General features: G+C 65.8%; 9 protein-coding genes and 1 pseudogene. 3 read left to right on the plus strand and 7 right to left on the minus strand.

From position 1 onward, the window contains the following. Positions 1–51 precede the first annotated feature (51 nt). Positions 52–2,751: a DUF2339 domain-containing protein gene (locus BLV07_RS28495; protein WP_091892590.1), complete on the plus strand. Its 2,700-nt coding sequence runs from the start codon at positions 52–54 to the stop codon at positions 2,749–2,751. Between the two features lie 3 nt (positions 2,752–2,754). On the opposite strand, the gene BLV07_RS28500 is transcribed toward BLV07_RS28495, so the two are convergent. The 7 genes and pseudogenes from BLV07_RS28500 to BLV07_RS28530 all read right to left on the minus strand — a co-directional run bounded on the left by BLV07_RS28500 (position 2,755) and on the right by BLV07_RS28530 (position 12,232). Next, on the minus strand, positions 2,755–4,443 hold the full coding sequence (locus tag BLV07_RS28500) for a methyl-accepting chemotaxis protein (RefSeq protein WP_176945813.1): 1,689 nt from the start codon (positions 4,441–4,443) through the stop codon (positions 2,755–2,757). 270 nt (positions 4,444–4,713) lie between these two features. After that, the gene (locus tag BLV07_RS28505) at positions 4,714–6,684 is read right to left on the minus strand and encodes a methyl-accepting chemotaxis protein (RefSeq protein ID WP_091892594.1); all 1,971 of its coding nucleotides are present in this window, start codon (positions 6,682–6,684) and stop codon (positions 4,714–4,716) included. A 197-nt stretch (positions 6,685–6,881) separates the two neighbouring features. Next, positions 6,882–8,625: pseudogene (locus BLV07_RS49020) on the minus strand (methyl-accepting chemotaxis protein). 201 nt (positions 8,626–8,826) lie between these two features. Then, a complete protein-coding gene (locus tag BLV07_RS28515) occupies positions 8,827–9,072 on the minus strand; it encodes a DUF6894 family protein (protein WP_091892596.1) in 246 nt (81 codons plus the stop codon). Between the two features lie 164 nt (positions 9,073–9,236). Then, entirely contained in the window at positions 9,237–9,836 is a 600-nt protein-coding gene (locus BLV07_RS28520; RefSeq protein ID WP_091892598.1) for a hypothetical protein, read from the minus strand. A gap of 114 nt (positions 9,837–9,950) precedes the next feature. After that, positions 9,951–10,937 (minus strand): acrylyl-CoA reductase (NADPH), encoded by a 987-nt coding sequence (gene acuI / locus BLV07_RS28525; protein ID WP_091892600.1) that lies wholly within the window; start codon positions 10,935–10,937, stop codon positions 9,951–9,953. Between the two features lie 41 nt (positions 10,938–10,978). After that, a complete protein-coding gene (locus BLV07_RS28530) occupies positions 10,979–12,232 on the minus strand; it encodes an MFS transporter (protein ID WP_091892602.1) in 1,254 nt (417 codons plus the stop codon). A gap of 340 nt (positions 12,233–12,572) precedes the next feature. Between BLV07_RS28530 and nadA the strand changes: the two genes are divergently transcribed. Both nadA and BLV07_RS28540 read left to right on the plus strand, forming a co-directional pair. Then, positions 12,573–13,703: a quinolinate synthase NadA gene (gene nadA / locus BLV07_RS28535; protein ID WP_091892604.1), complete on the plus strand. Its 1,131-nt coding sequence runs from the start codon at positions 12,573–12,575 to the stop codon at positions 13,701–13,703. 158 nt (positions 13,704–13,861) lie between these two features. After that, on the plus strand, positions 13,862–15,469 hold the full coding sequence (locus BLV07_RS28540; RefSeq protein ID WP_091892606.1) for an L-aspartate oxidase: 1,608 nt from the start codon (positions 13,862–13,864) through the stop codon (positions 15,467–15,469). The last annotated feature ends 1 nt before the right edge of the window (position 15,470 follow it).

Genomic DNA, 15,470 nt, shown 5'->3' on the forward strand with positions numbered 1-15,470 from the left:
AGACTCTAAGATTTCGCGATCGGCCGTGCCCGCCGGTCGCCTGGAGGCTTCATGTTCGACGGCCCGTTTGACGTCTTTGCGTTGATCATTGCGATCGCCGCCTTCCTCGTCGCGATCAAGGCCTCCAGTCAGGCAGCCGAACTGCGCCGCCGACTAAGCTCGCTCGAAGGGATGTTTGACGCGCAGCGGCGGGTTCAGCCGCCGCCGCTCACGCCGACATGGGAGCAGGCGCCCGCACCCACGATGGCTGCGGCGGAGCCGCCGCCGCTTGCGCCGGAAGCTGAGCCCGCGCCCCCACCCGTCACCGAAGCTGTTTCGCCGCCGCCGCTCGAAACGAGCACCGAGGCCGCTGCACCGCCTCCGCTGCCTGCACCCGCGCCCGGCTTCGAGGAGCGACTCGGCACGCGCTGGGTGGTGTGGATCGGCGGGCTCGCACTCGCGCTCGGCGGCTTCTTCATGGTGCGCTATTCGATCGAGGCCGGCCTTGTCGGCCCCGGCGTGCGCGTATTCCTCGGCGGCCTGTTCGCGCTGGCGCTGTTAGGTGCCGGCGAATGGACACGGCGCAAGGAAAGCATCTCGACTATCCAGGCGCTGCCGATCGCCAACATCCCGGCGATCCTCACCGCGGCCGGCACGGCGGTGGCGTTCGCGACCATCTATGCAGCCTATGCGCTCTACGGTTTCCTCGTGCCCGCCACCGCCTTCGTGCTGCTCGGCCTCGTCGCGCTCGGCACGCTGGCCGCCGCGCTGCTGCATGGGCCCGCGCTCGCGGGCCTTGGCGTCGTCGGCGCGTTCGTGACGCCGGTCCTCGTCTCCAGCGGCAAGCCGGACTATTGGGCGCTCTACATCTATCTCGCGATCGTGACCGCCGCGAGCTTCGGCCTCGCCCGCATCCGGCTGTGGCGCTGGCTCGCGGTGACCACCATCGTCTTTGCGGTACTCTGGATCTTCGTGGGGCTCGAGCCCGAGTTGCAGGTGGCGCCGCACACCTTCCACGTCATTGCGGGCTTCACGCTCGCTGCGCTCCTCGTCGTCTGCGGCTTCATGTTCGGTCCGACCATCGAGGACGGCGAGATCGAGCCGGTGTCGTCGAGCTCGCTCGGCGCCTATCTGTTCGCAGCCATGATCATCGTGCTGTCGAGCGCGCATGCCGATCTGGCGCTGATCGCCTTTACCCTGCTGGTCGCGGGGACGCTGTTTGTCGCCTGGCGTGCGCCGGCAGCAAGCGGTGCGCTGGGCGCGGCCGCGGCGACCGTCTTCATCGTGTTCGCCGAATGGGCGGTGCGGGCCAATCCCGACATGCTGGTGCTGCCGGGCGGCCCGCTGCCGGGTGTCGGGCCAGCAGCGATCGACAGCTCCGTGACACTGCATCTGGTGATGGCTGCGGTCTTCGCCGCCGGCTTCGGCATTGCCGGGTTCCTCGCGCAGGGCCGGTCGAATTCGGTTGTCATCCCGGTGGTGTGGTCGGCGGCGGCGGTCGCGACGCCGATCGCGATCCTGGTTGCGCTCTATGCGCGCATCGCCCATCTCGACCGCTCGATCCCGTTTGCGATCCTCGCCGTGCTGCTCGCCGCCGCCTTTGGTGCTGCGACCGAATCGCTCACGCGCCGCGAGAACCGGCCGGGCATCATGATCTCCACGGCGCTGTTCGCGACCGGCACGCTCGGCGCGCTGGCGCTGGCGCTGACCTTCGCGCTGGAGAAGGGCTGGCTCACCATCGCGCTCGCGCTGATGTCGCTCGGCACCGCCTGGATCTCGATGCAGCGGCCGATCCCGTTCCTGCGCTGGCTCGCCGCCATCTTTGCCGGCATCGTCACCGCGCGCATTGTTTATGATCCGCGCATCGTCGGCGATGCCGTCGGCACCACGCCGATTCTGAACTGGCTCTTGTGGGGCTATGGCCTGCCGGCGGCATCGTTCTGGGCGGCGAGCATGTTCCTGCGCCGCCGCGGCGACGACGCGCCGCTGCGCATGGTCGAGACCGCCGCGATCCTGTTCACCGCGCTGCTCGCCTTCATGGAGATCCGGCACTTTGCGACCGGTGGCGACATGATCTCGCCGCCGTCGCTGCTCGAATTCGCCCTGCAAGTCTGCGTCACGCTCGCGATGGCCATCGGGCTGGAGCGCCTGCGGCTGCGCAGCCACAGCATCGTGCACAATGTCGGCGCGATCGCGCTCACCGCGATCGCCGCGCTCATCAGCGTGTTCGGCCTGCTGATCCTGGAGAACCCGCTGCTGCTCTCCAGCGTCAATGTCGGCGGCCTCGTGTTCAACCTGCTGCTGCTCGGCTATGCGCTCCCCGCGGTGCTGATGCTGCTGCTGTCCTACGCGGTGGCAGGACATCGCCCGGTCGCCTATGCCAACACGATCGCGGGCGGAGCACTGGTGTTCGCGCTCACCTACGTGACGTTGGAGATCCGCCGCTGCTATCACGGCCCGGTCCTGCTCTACGGCGGCACCACGGGCGCGGAGCAATACACCTATTCGATCGGCTGGCTCGCCTTCGGCGTGGTGCTGCTGGGCGTCGGCATCCTGGTGAATTCGGAGCGCGCGCGGCTGGCCTCTGCCGCCGTCATCGCGCTGACGATCCTCAAGGCCTTCGTCATCGACATGTCGACGCTGACAGGCGTCTACCGCGCGCTGTCGTTCATGTGCCTTGGCATCGTGCTGGTCGCGATCGGCTGGCTCTACCAGCGCATCCTGTTCCGGCGACAGGTCGCACCGCCGCCGGCTCCACAGACGGGCAGTTGAGGATCAGGCGGCGCGGACCGACTCCAGGAACTGCGCGACTTCGACCTTCAGACGGGTGCTGTCGGTCGCCAGCGATTTCGCCGCCGACAGCACTTCGGTCGAGGCCGAGCCGGTCTCGGTCGCACCGCGCTGCACGTCGGTGATGTTCATCGAGACCTCCTGGGTGCCGACCGAAGCCTGCTGCACGTTGCGCGAAATTTCCTGCGTCGCCGCGCCCTGTTCTTCGACGGCGGCGGCGATCGCCGCGGAGACCTCGGACAGCCGCTCGATGGTGCCGCCGATCTCCTGGATGGCGCTGACGGATTCCTGCGTTGCGGCCTGGATGCCCGACACCTGCGCTCCGATCTCGCCGGTCGCTTTCGCGGTCTGCTCGGCGAGCGCCTTCACTTCCGAGGCAACGACGGCGAAGCCGCGGCCGGCCTCGCCGGCGCGTGCCGCCTCGATGGTCGCGTTCAGCGCCAACAGATTGGTCTGGCCTGCGATGGTGTTGATGAGCTCGACGACGTCGCCGATGCGGGATGCCGCCTGCGACAGCGCGTTGACGCGTTCGTTGGTCCGCGCCGCCTGTTCGACGGCTTCCGCGGCCATCCGCGCCGAATCCTGAACGCGGCGGCTGATCTCGGTGATGGAGGAGGACAGCTCCTCCGAGGCGGAGGCCACGGCCTGGACGTTGGTGGAGGCCTCCTCGGAGGCAGCCGCGACGACGGTCGCGAGCTTCTGGCCGCGCTGCGCCGTGTTGGTCAGCGTCGTCGCCGAGGCCTCCAGCTCGGTCGAGGCCGACGACACGGTCCCGACCACTTCACCGATCATGGCTTCGAACTTGCGGGTGATGGCGTCGACGCGGCGGCCGCGTTCGATCTTGGCCTCGGCGTCGCGCGCCGCGGCCTCGTCGGCGGCTTTCTTGGCGATCAGCGCCTCCTTGAAGATCTGCAGCGCATCGGCCATCGAGCCGATCTCGGTCTTCTCGCCGCGATGCGGCACTTCGGCCGAGAGATCGCCTTCGCCGAGCGACTGCATCGGACGGATGATCGAAGCAATGCCGCGAGAGACGTCGCGCACGAGATAATAGGCGGCGCCGATCGCGATCACGACCGAGAGCACGATGATGCCGACCAGCACGCGGAAGATCGTGGCGTAGCTGTCGGCCGCCTGCTTCGTCTCCAGCTCGGCGCCCTGATTGTTCAACTCGATGCCCTTCTGGAGCAGGGGATCGGCGGCCTGAGCCATCTTCGCGACCTTGGTCTGCAACAGCTCGTTGGCATCGGTCGGGAAGCGGCCGACGCTCTTGCGCGACAGCGCCATCACGTCCTGAACGCCATTCAGATACTCGGCCCACGCCTTGGTCCATTGTTCGTAGAGCGAGCGCTCCACGGCAGCGGTGATCAGCGGCTCGTAGACCTTGCGGGTCTTCTCGATACGTTCGCGCAAGGAGGCCAGGCGCTTCTCTGCGGCTTCCTTGCCTTCAGCTGTGTCCTGCATCAGGTGCAGACGCAGCGCGACGCGCAACTCGTTGATGTCGGCGCGCATCGAGCCGAGCGCACGCACGCTCGGTAGCCAGCTCTGCGCAATCTCGACGGTGTGGGCGTTGATGTTCTGCATCGTGCCGATCGCCGTCACGCCGACACCGGCGAGCGAGAGCACGAGGACCGACAACACGGTCAGCAGCTTGAAGACGATCGACAACTTCGACATCACACGAATCCCGATGATAGCTGGCAGCGCGCACGTCACCTGCGCCACAGCGTCACGACGGACGACCGGGCGGAGGTCAGTTCAACAATGCTGGCTGGTTCTTATTCCGTAGAATTGCGCCCTATATTCGCAAGCAGGCGTTAACATGGTCCTACGTAAAACTATTGGACGTCCCGACAATCGCTATTTTCCCCGACCATCCGCTGCAGCTGCACAGATCTCGCGCGGCGCCGTGCTTCATGCACAGCAACATCGCCAGGGCCGACGTCGTCATGCCGCCCGCACCGACTCCAGGAAACGCGCCACTTCGCTCTTCAGCCGGTTGCTCTCCTGCGAGAGCGACTGGGCGGCCGAATGCACCTGCGCAGAAGCAGCCCCGGTCTCGCCGGCGCCGCGCTGGACATGGCCTATGTTCGCCGAGACCTCCGAGGTGCCCTGCGCGGCGTTTTGGATGTTGCGGGAGATCTCCTGCGTCGCAGCCCCCTGCTCCTCGACCGCGGCGGCGATGGTCGACGAGATCTCCGACATGCGCGCTATGGTGTCACCGATCTCCTTGATCGCGCCGACGGAGTCCTCCGTCGCGGCCTGGATCGCGCCGATGTGCTGGCCGATCTCGCCCGTCGCCTTGGCGGTCTGCTCGGCAAGCGCCTTCACTTCCGTCGCCACCACGGCGAAGCCCTTGCCGGCCTCGCCCGCCCGCGCCGCCTCGATCGTCGCATTCAGCGCCAGCAGGTTGGTCTGGGCGGCGATGGTGTTGATCAGATCGACCACGTCGCCGATGCGGCCGGCCGCTTTTGTCAGCTCGGCGACGCGCGCATTGGTACGCTGCGCCTGTTCCACCGCAACGTCGGCGACCCGCGCCGATTCCTGCACCTGACGGCTGATCTCGGTGATCGAAGAGGTCATCTCTTCACTTGCAGCCGACACCGACCGAACGTTGGCGGAGGCCTCCTCCGAGGCCGCAGCCACAGCCGTGGCGAGCCCGTTGCCGCGCTCTGCGGCCTCAGTCAGCGTGTTGGATGACGCTTCGAGCTCGGTTGCCGCCGATGATACGGTCTCGACGATCTCGCCGACCGCGCCCTCGAAGGCGTCGGCAAGCCGCTGCATGTCCGCCTTGCGCTGTTCACGCCCACGTGCATCGGCCTCCGCCTGCTCGAGGCGCAGCCGCTCGGCCTCCGCCATGCCGGTCCTGAACACCTCGACCGCGCCGGCCATCTCGCCGATCTCGTCCCTGCGTCCGACACCGGGAACGGCTATCGAAAGCTCGCCGCGCGCCAGCCGCGTCATCGCGCCCACCATGGCGCCGAGCGCGTTCGAGATCGAGCGTCCGAGCAGGAAGCCGACCGCCGCAAGCACGACGACGGTGACGCCGAAGGCGACCATCATCCACAGACGTACGGCATCGCGGGTCGCGGCCTCGGCAGCATCGGCCTGCTTGTACATGGCATCGACGGCGCTCTGCACTTCCGCCATGACGGGCTCGAGCTCGCGAAACGTCTTCATCATGCTGGCGTCGAGGGCCGCACTCTGCTGCGCGGTCTCCGCCCAGGCCGCGAACTCGGACTGGTATTTCTGCAGCTTGGCGGTGATGTCGTTCATCACCGCCGTAGGGACCGCGACGACTTCTATCGCCTTGGAGAATTCGGCCGCGGCCTTCTTCATCTCGGCAATGTATTTTGGATCGCGCCGCAGCATGAAGTCCTTCTCGTGCCGGCGCATCATCAGCATCCAGCTCGTCGTCCGCGGATCGTCGATCTGCTTCAGCTTGGCCTCGATGTCGTGCACCGCGGCGCGAAGCGAGCCGGACAGGCCGAGCGTCTCGCTCAGGCCGAGCCTGGTCTCGGCCGCCACCAGGGCGCCGAAATCCAAGGCATAGCGCTTGAAGCCGTTTTGAGCCTGCTTCATCCTGTCGGACAGCGCACTCATGCCGCCAATCGTCATCAGCCGCTCCACATCGTCGAAATCACGGTTGATCGGTCCGATCAGCTCGGCATGCGCCTTGGCGAAGCTTTCGTTTCGCCGCTGCTGGAAATTCTTCTCGTTGCGGCGCGCTTCCAGCATTTCGATCGAAAGCTGCTTGTCGAGATCAGCGATCGCGCGGGCGCGGCTGGCAACATCGCGCGACGCATCCTGGGAGAGGCTGCCGATCTCGTAGATCACACCGAAGGCGGCGAGACCGATAAGGCCGAAGAGTCCGATCGCCATGACCTTATGGGTGAGGCGAATGGAAATGCCGCTCATTGAATGTGCTCCAACGACTGAGACGCAATACATGAAGGGCGACTCAGCGCCCGGAATATTGCGGAGATCATGCCTGCATCGCTTTTCCGGAAGGTTAACCCTGCGCGCATCGGCGCGGCGTCGAAATACGAACGCGCGCAACCATCGCAGTTTCGCGCGCGGCGGTTGCAGATCGGGGTCTGCTCAAGACGCCACCGTCAGCCGGCGCGCACAGAGCCGAGAAACTTGCCGACCTCGAGCTTGAGGCGGCTGCTGTCACCGGACAGCATTTGCGCGGCAGACAGGACTTGCGAGGATGCCGAGCCGGTCTCGCTCGCACCGCGCTGCACGTCGGTGATGTTGGACGACACCTGATGAGTGCCTTCTGCCGCCTGCTGCACGTTGCGGGAGATTTCCTGCGTCGCGGCGCCCTGCTCTTCCACGGCCGCCGCAATCGTCGAAGAGATCTCCGACAGCTTCTCGATGGTGTCGCTGATGTCCCTGATCGCGCCGACCGAATGCTCGGTCGCGGTCTGGATGCTGGAAATCTGCTGCCCGATCTCGCCGGTTGCCTTCGCCGTCTGCTCGGCCAGGGCCTTGACCTCGGAGGCAACCACCGCAAACCCCTTGCCCGCTTCGCCGGCGCGGCCGGCCTCGATCGTGGCATTGAGTGCGAGCAGATTTGTCTGGCCGGCGATCGAATTGATCAACTCGATCACGTCGCCGATGCGCGTCGCCGCCTTGGACAACTCGCTGACCCGCTCGGTCGTGACACGAGCCTGGCCGACCGCTTCGTTGGCCACGCGCGCGGACTGCTGAACCTGACGACTGATCTCGTTGATCGATGAGGACAGTTTCCTCGGTCGCGGATGCCACCGACTGCACGTTGGTCGAGGCCTCTTCGGAGGCGGCAGCAACCACCGTGGTCAACTCCTGCGCGCGCTCGGCGGTCGAGGTGAGCGTCGAAGCCGAGGCCTCGAGCTCGGTCGAGGCCGAAGAGACGGTCTCGACGATCTCGCCGATGGCGGATTCGAAACTGTCGGCGAGCTTGTGCATCTCGGCCTTGCGTCGCGCGGCCGCGATCTGGTCCTGCCTGATCTTGGCTTCGGCCTCCTCTTGCGCCTTCTGCTCGGACACGATCTTGAACTTCTCGACGGCAGCGGCAACGCCGCCCACCTCGTCCTTGCGACCAAGCCCGGGTAGCACCACTGAAAAATCGCCGCCGGCGAGCTTGTCCATGGCCACGGTGAGCGCGCGGATCGGCCGCGCGATGCTGAGGAAGGAGAGGAGCCAGGAGCCGATCAGAACGAGCGCCGCGAAGGCGCCGACCGCCGTTCCGATCTGCTCGCTCGATCTCATCTGAGCGGCAGCCGCGGCATTGTCCTCGTCGGATTTATGTCTCGCATAGTCGGCGATCTGGCTGATCAGCGCGTCGAGTTGGGCTGCGATCGGCAGCGTAACCTCCCGCGCGATGCGAATGCCTTCGTCATTGAGCTTCGCGGCGCGCGTCGCGCCGTCTGGGCCAGACGCGGCAAGGGCGACGGCTTCGCCGCGCACGCCGGCAATCTGCTGTGCAGCTTTGCCATAGTCCGCCGCGAGCGATCTCAGTTTCTCCATGCGGACACGATTCTCAGCCGCGTGAGAAAGCCTCAGCATCGCCTCGACCAGCATGCTCATCGAATTCTGGTGATCGCCGAGACTCTGGCTGGCCTTGTGAAGATCGGCCGCACTATTGGCGAGACGAAGGTCGCGCACTGCGAGTTGCATGCCGCGAACTGCAACTTCGGCCCTGACTGCGTCGCGCGCGATCTCCTGCTGTGCAAGTGCGCTTCGGCTGGTCTCGCGGATGCTCGCATTGCCGGGCATCTGGCTCGCAATCATGGCTCCAACCAGGAGCACGCCGAGAGCTGAAGCGATCGCCAGCTTGGTCCCGATCCGCATCTCCTGAAAAAGGCTCAACATGGTACGTTTCCCAAGCAACGAGCTGCCAAGTCATTGCTGTCCGCTTGGACGTTGATCGCCCTTACCGTGAGAACCTATCGGTCAGAGTTCCTCTTTTGGTTAACGGGCGCCCTCGCAGAAATACTGATTTTGCGCGCTAAATAATTGAAATTGAAGGAGGATAATCTCGTCATAGTTGTAAATTGCAGCTTGAAGTCGGACCTAGGACGTTTTGCATCCGACGGCCTCTCCAACCAGGCTGACGCGAAAAATCGGCTGCTTGTTCTCGTCGAGCAGCTCCATCCGCCACTCGGCATTCGGCTTCAGGCCGCGGGCGATGCCGCCGAGCAGATTGGCGCAAACCTCGGTCATCTCGGTCCAAGCCGCTGCGCGATCCTCGAACTCGTAAGGCTGGTCGGCCGCGCCGGAATAGCGGCCGGTGCTGATGCGGAAGAAGTACAGCGACATCGTTGAACCCTTGCATAGGGCCGCGTCCCCCGGCCGTACGCAAACTGGGACGCGAACAGCTACCAACGCATGAAAGCCGCCGTCCGTATGACTACGGCGCGGCGGCTTCGTGTTCGATAGGGATCTTCAACGACAAAGTGCGCGGCCTGCCCCGCGCAGCCAGCTCACTGAGTCGAGCGGCGCAGCTCCAGCGGGGCTTCGGTCTTCGCCGGTTCCGATTTGGCTTCCGACTTTACCGGCTCAAGGCGCCCGCTCTCGACACGCGGCGTCTCGACCCGCGCGGCGACCTCTGTGTTGGGCGCGCCGATCGAACCTGTGCGCTCCGATGAGCGCAGCGAGCGCGGACGCGCGACGGCGCGTGCCATCAGCATCTGATTGCCGCCCTGATGGTGGAAGTCGCAATAGGCGAAGCCCATGCCCGACACCGAGCCGCGGAAGCTGCGTTCGTCGGTCTTTTCCAGGTTGAAACAGGGCTCGAACGGAATGCCCTTGATCGAGGCGCAGACGTTCTGGCCGCGAATCTGGAGCGTGTTGCCGGGCAGGCGGAGATGTTTCACCGGGCCTGCGCCGGAGAACTGCACCGCGCCGGCGGCGCCGAGGTCGTCGAGGATGCGCCCCGCACCGCGGGTGCCGTCGAAACAGGTGAAAGCAAACACCTTGCCGGCGACGAAGCGGCGCGCCTCGTCTGCATTCATGCTTCCGGCCATGGCCGGCGCAAACGTCGCTGCCGCCGTGACAGCCCCCAACACAATACGCGCAAGCATGCTCAACTCCGAACCAACCCCGCGGCGGGCGATGCCTTATCTCTCTTTACCCGCTGCTTACCATACTAACCATGGCAAGATTGGAGCAGCTTGGTTGGTAAAGTCTGAACGCCGTCAGACTATTTTTACCACGATGCGACCGCGGACCGCGCCGGCCAGAATTTTCGCGCCCCAGTCGGACACCTCGGCAAGCGGAATTTCATGAGTGATTTCAGCTAGTTTCGTCCGGTCGAGATCGGACGCTAGGCGCTGCCAGGCGGCTTTCCGCGGCTCGATCGGGCACATCACCGAATCGATGCCGAGAAGGCACACTCCGCGCAAAATGAACGGCGCGACGGAAGATGGCAGGTCCATGCCGGCCGCCAGGCCGCACGCCGCGATCGCTCCACCGTATTTTGTCATCGACAAGAGGTTGGCGAGCGTGGTCGAGCCGACGCTATCGACGCCACCCGCCCAGCGCTCCTTGGCCAGAGGCTTCGCCGGTGCCGACAATTCGTTGCGGTCGATCACTTCGGCTGCGCCCAGGTGCTTCAGATAGTCTGCCTCCGAGGCGCGACCGGTCGAAGCGATGACGTGGTAGCCGAGCTTCGACAGCACCGCGGTCGCAACCGAGCCGACGCCGCCGGCGGCGCCCGTCACCACCACCGGGCCACTCTTCGGCGAGATGCCGTGCTTCTCCAGCGCCAGCACGGACAGCATCGCGGTGAAGCCGGCGGTGCCGATCGCCATGGCGTCGCGCGCCGACAGGCCCTGCGGCAGCGCGACCAGCCAGTCGCCCTTCACCCGCGCCTTCTCGGCATAGGCGCCGAGATGGGTTTCGCCCATGCCCCAGCCGGTGCAGACCACCTTGTCACCCGCCTTCCACTGCGGATGCGAGGACGCTTCGACCGTGCCGGCGAAATCGATGCCGGCGATCATCGGGAAGCGGCGCACCACCGGCGCCTTGCCGGTAAGTGCGAGGCCGTCCTTGTAGTTCAGCGTCGACCATTCCACACGCACGGTGACGTCGCCGTCCATCAGCTCGGCTTCGTCGAACTGCGTCAGCTGCGCGGTGGTGCCCTTGTCCGCCTTGTCGATCCGGATTGCCTTGAACGTGGCCACGACTGAACTCCCTGACTTGTTTGTCGGGAATGTTTAGCCGATCAGGCCGGCTGCGCAACCGCCCGTGCGACCGGTTTCTCCACGATCGGAAGATTGATCAATGCAGAGAGCACGCCGAACAGGATCGAGAGCCACCAGATCGGCGTGTAGGAACCGAAGCGCTCGAACACGATGCCGCCGAGCCAGACGCCGAGGAAGCCGCCGACCTGATGGCTGACGAAGGCAAAGCCATAGAGCGTTGCGAGCCAACGCGTGCCGAACATCAGCGCCACCAGCGCCGAGGTCGGCGGCACCGTCGACAACCAGGTCAGGCCGGAGATCGCACCGAATGCGATCGCCGAGAACGGCGTGATCGGGAACGAGATAAAGGCGAGCGTCGCGAGCGCGCGGGTGAAATAGATCGTCGAGAGGATGTAGCGCTTGGGCAGAGTGTTCTGGAGGTAGCCGACACTCAACGAGCCCATGATGTTGAACAGGCCGATCGCCGCGATCACCCAGCCGCCAGTTTGCGCCGAGATGCCGCGATCGACCAGGAAGGCCGGCAGATGCACCGTGATGAAGGCGAGCTGGAAGCCGCAGGTGAAGAAGCCGAGAACCAAGAGCACGTAGGACCGGTGACCGAAGGCTTCCGCCAGCGCCCCGGTGAAGGTCTGCTCATCCGCAGGCGCCGCGGTCGCCGCGCTTGCGACCGGCGGCGTCGAGAGCGCCAGCGATAGCGGGATGATCAGCAGCATCAGGAAGCCGAACACGGAGAGCGCCTGCTGCCAGCCGAAATTATCGATCAGCGCGACGCCGATCGGCGCGAACAGGAACTGCCCGAACGATCCCGCCGCGGTGCCGGCACCGAGCGCAAGGCCGCGCTTCTCGGCCGGCAGGAGCTTGCTGAACGCCGACAGCACCAGATTGAACGAGCAACCGGCGAGGCCGAAGCCGATCATGACGCCGGCGCCGAGGTCGAGCGACAGCGGCGTCGAGGAGTAGCGCATCAAGAGCAGGCCGCCGGCATAGAGCAGAGCGCCGACACACATCACCCGGAACAGGCCGAAGCGATCGGCGACCGCGCCGGCGAGGGGCTGGCCCAAGCCCCACAGCAGGTTCTGCACGGCGATCGCAAGGCCGAACACGTCGCGGCCCCAGGCGAACTCATGGCTCATCGGCTGCACGAAAAAGCCGAGCGCCGATCGCGGGCCGAAGCCGAGCATGCCGATCGCACAGCCGCAGAGAATAATGACGGCCGGGGTGCGCCAGGTCGAGGAACGTGAGACCGGACCGAGTTCGCCTATCTGTGTCGACATGGTGTTCCTCGTCTGTCGTTGGCGGATTCGCAAATAGGAAGCCACGGTCAGGCCGTTTAATGCATCTGCATGAAAATCCCAAGTCAAAAACGGTTGCATTCCACGAGGAGCTGTCGCGGGAGCATTGCGTTTCACGCGGCCTCTCTGACTCGCGTCGGGGCGACTTGACGGGAATGTGTGCGAAGCGGCCTAGCGATCTTCGGCGGGGCGTGTTATCTTTGATTTACTCATATTGAGCATATTAGAGCTTCGATGACATCCAGCTCCGGCCTTTCGGCCGGATTACTCGGGCTCAAAATATACTCATATTGAGCATAATTGGCACGCAAGGGAGGCTTCGATGCCGATCACTGGAATTTACGGTCCCGACGACTTCGCCAGCCGGCCGCACGGCCGAATCAATGGTCAAGTCAATGTCCAAGACATCAGCTCCCCTCGCGCCGCGCCCTCCCGAGCGGGAGCCGCGCTGCCAATGCCCTCGCTGGAATGGACGCCCGAGGTCGAGCGCGCCACTGCATCCCTTTACGAACGCGTGAAGCACGTGATCCCGCCGATCGAGTGGCCGCTGCTGGCGCCGACCATCAAGGCGATCAACGAGCTGAAGCGCGCCCGGAACGCCGTGATCCTCGCGCATAACTACCAGGCGCCGGAGATCTTCCACTGCGTCGCCGACATCGGCGGCGACTCGCTCCAGCTCGCGGTCGAGGCGACCAAGGTGAAGGCCGGCATCATCGTCCAATGCGGCGTGCACTTCATGGCGGAGACATCGAAGCTGCTCAACCCGGACAAGACGGTGCTGATCCCGGATTCACGGGCCGGCTGCTCGCTCGCCGCCAGCATTACCGGCGCAGACGTTCGCCTGCTCCGCGAAAAATTCCCCGGCGTGCCGGTCGTCGCCTACGTCAACACCTCGGCCGAGGTGAAGGCCGAGGTCGATATCTGCTGCACCTCGTCCAACGCGGTGCAGGTGGTCGAGAGCCTGAATGCGCCTAGCGTGATCTTCTTGCCGGACCGCTATCTCGCCACCTACGTGGCCTCCAAGACCGACGTGAAGATCATCGCCTGGAAGGGCGCCTGCGAAGTGCACGAGCGCTTCACCGGCGACGAGCTGCGCAACCTTCGCGATGGCGATCCCACTGTGCAGATCATCGCGCATCCCGAATGCCCACCGGACGTGCTGGCGGAGGCCGATTTCACCGGCTCGACCGCGCACATGATCAACTGGGTCCGCAACAAGCGGCCGCGGCGGCTGGTGATGATCACCGAATGCTCGATGGCCGACAACGTGCGGGCGGAGCTGCCCGACGTCGAGATGCTGCGCCCCTGCAATCTCTGCCCGCACATGAAGCGCATCACGCTTGCCAACATCCTGGAAAGCCTGCGGACGCTCCGCGAGGAAGTGACGATCGATCCCGCGCTCGCGATGCGCGCACGGCGCTCGGTCGAGCGGATGATCAATCTGAAGAATTAGCAACACACTCGGTGTCGTCCCGGCGAAGGCCGGGACCCATAACCACCGAACGATGTGGTTGCGAAGAACGTCATTACAGAGCTTCGCAAAACAACAACCGCCGCGGCGTATGGGTCCCGGCTTTCGCCGGGACGACGGCGGAAAGCTTGGAGAGAACTATGACGAACACGATCCACAATCTCACCCGCGCTACCGACGACGTCGTCATTGTTGGCGGCGGCCTTGCCGGACTCTTTTGCGCGCTGAAGCTCGCGCCGCGGCCGGTGACGTTGATCTCGGCGGCGCCGCTCGGACAGGGCGCATCCTCCGCATGGGCGCAAGGCGGCATCGCGGCGGCGGTGGCCGAAGGCGATACGCCGGAAGCGCATGCCGCGGATACGATTGCCGTCGGGGGCGGTCTCGTCGATGAAGCCGTCGCACTTGGCATCGCGCGGGAGGCGGCGCCGCGAGTCCATGACCTTCTCGCCTATGGCGTCCCATTCGATCGCGACCTCGAAGGAAAGCTCGCCGTGGGACGCGAAGCCGCACACTCGGCCCGGCGCATCGTGCATGTGCGCGGCGACGGCGCGGGCGCGGCGATCATCGCGGCCTTGAGCGAGGCCGTGCGCCGCACGCCGTCGATCCGCATCATCGAAGGTCTCGTCGCCGAAACGCTGCTGAGCGAGGACGGCGCCGTCACGGGCCTCCAATTACGCGAGGCCGGCAATCCCGCTGCACGGCCGATCATCCTCGCCTCGCGCGCGATTGTGCTCGCGACCGGCGGCCTCGGGCATCTCTATGCCGCCACCACCAATCCGCTCGAGGCCAGCGGCTCGGGCCTTGCGATCGCCGCACGCGCCGGCGCCGTGATCGCCGATCCCGAATTCGTGCAGTTCCATCCGACTGCCATCATGGTCGGGCGTGATCCGGCGCCGCTTGCGACCGAGGCGCTGCGCGGCGAAGGGGCGGCGCTGATCAATCGCCATGGCGAGCGCTTCATGACGGCGCGCCATCCGCTCGCCGAGCTCGCGCCGCGCGACATCGTCGCCCGCGGCGTGTTCGCCGAGATCGCGGCCGGGCGCGGCGCTTTCCTCGATGCACGGCGGGCGCTGGGGGCACGCTTCGCCGAAAAGTTTCCGACCGTGCATGCAAGCTGCATCGCCGCCGGAATCGATCCCGCGACAGAAGCCATCCCGATCGCGCCGGCCGCGCACTATCACATGGGCGGTATCGCGGTGGACGCACGCGGGCGCAGCTCGATCGACGGGCTCTGGGCCGGCGGCGAAGTGTCCTCCACCGGCGCGCATGGTGCCAACCGGCTGGCGTCGAATTCGCTGCTGGAGGCCGTGGTCTACGCCGCGCGCATCGCTGAGGACATCGCCGGTCGCACGGTGCCCTCGCCTGCCCATTTGCCTGACGCATTGGTGACGCCGCGCGGCAGCGCGCAGGATGCTGCGGCCGTGAAGCGGCTGCGGGCGATGATGACCGCACGCGTCGGCGTGATCCGCCACGGTGACGGACTTACCGAGGCCGTCCACAGCTTCGCTGCGCTCGAACGCGAGGCTACGAGCATCGCGCTACGCAACATGGCGACGTCTGCGCTGCTCGTCGCGGCCGCGGCCTGGAGCCGGCAGGAGAGCCGCGGCGCGCATTTCCGCTCTGACCATCCGGCGGATGTCCCCGCCCTGGCGCGACGAATGATGACCACGCTCGCCGCAGTGCGCGAGGTGGCCGACAGCCTCGCCGATCGCTCAATGCCGCACAGCGCGCAACCCATCATGGCCTGAC

The sequence above is a fragment of the Bradyrhizobium sp. Rc2d genome (assembly GCF_900099855.1).
In the GTDB taxonomy this organism is placed as follows: domain Bacteria; phylum Pseudomonadota; class Alphaproteobacteria; order Rhizobiales; family Xanthobacteraceae; genus Bradyrhizobium.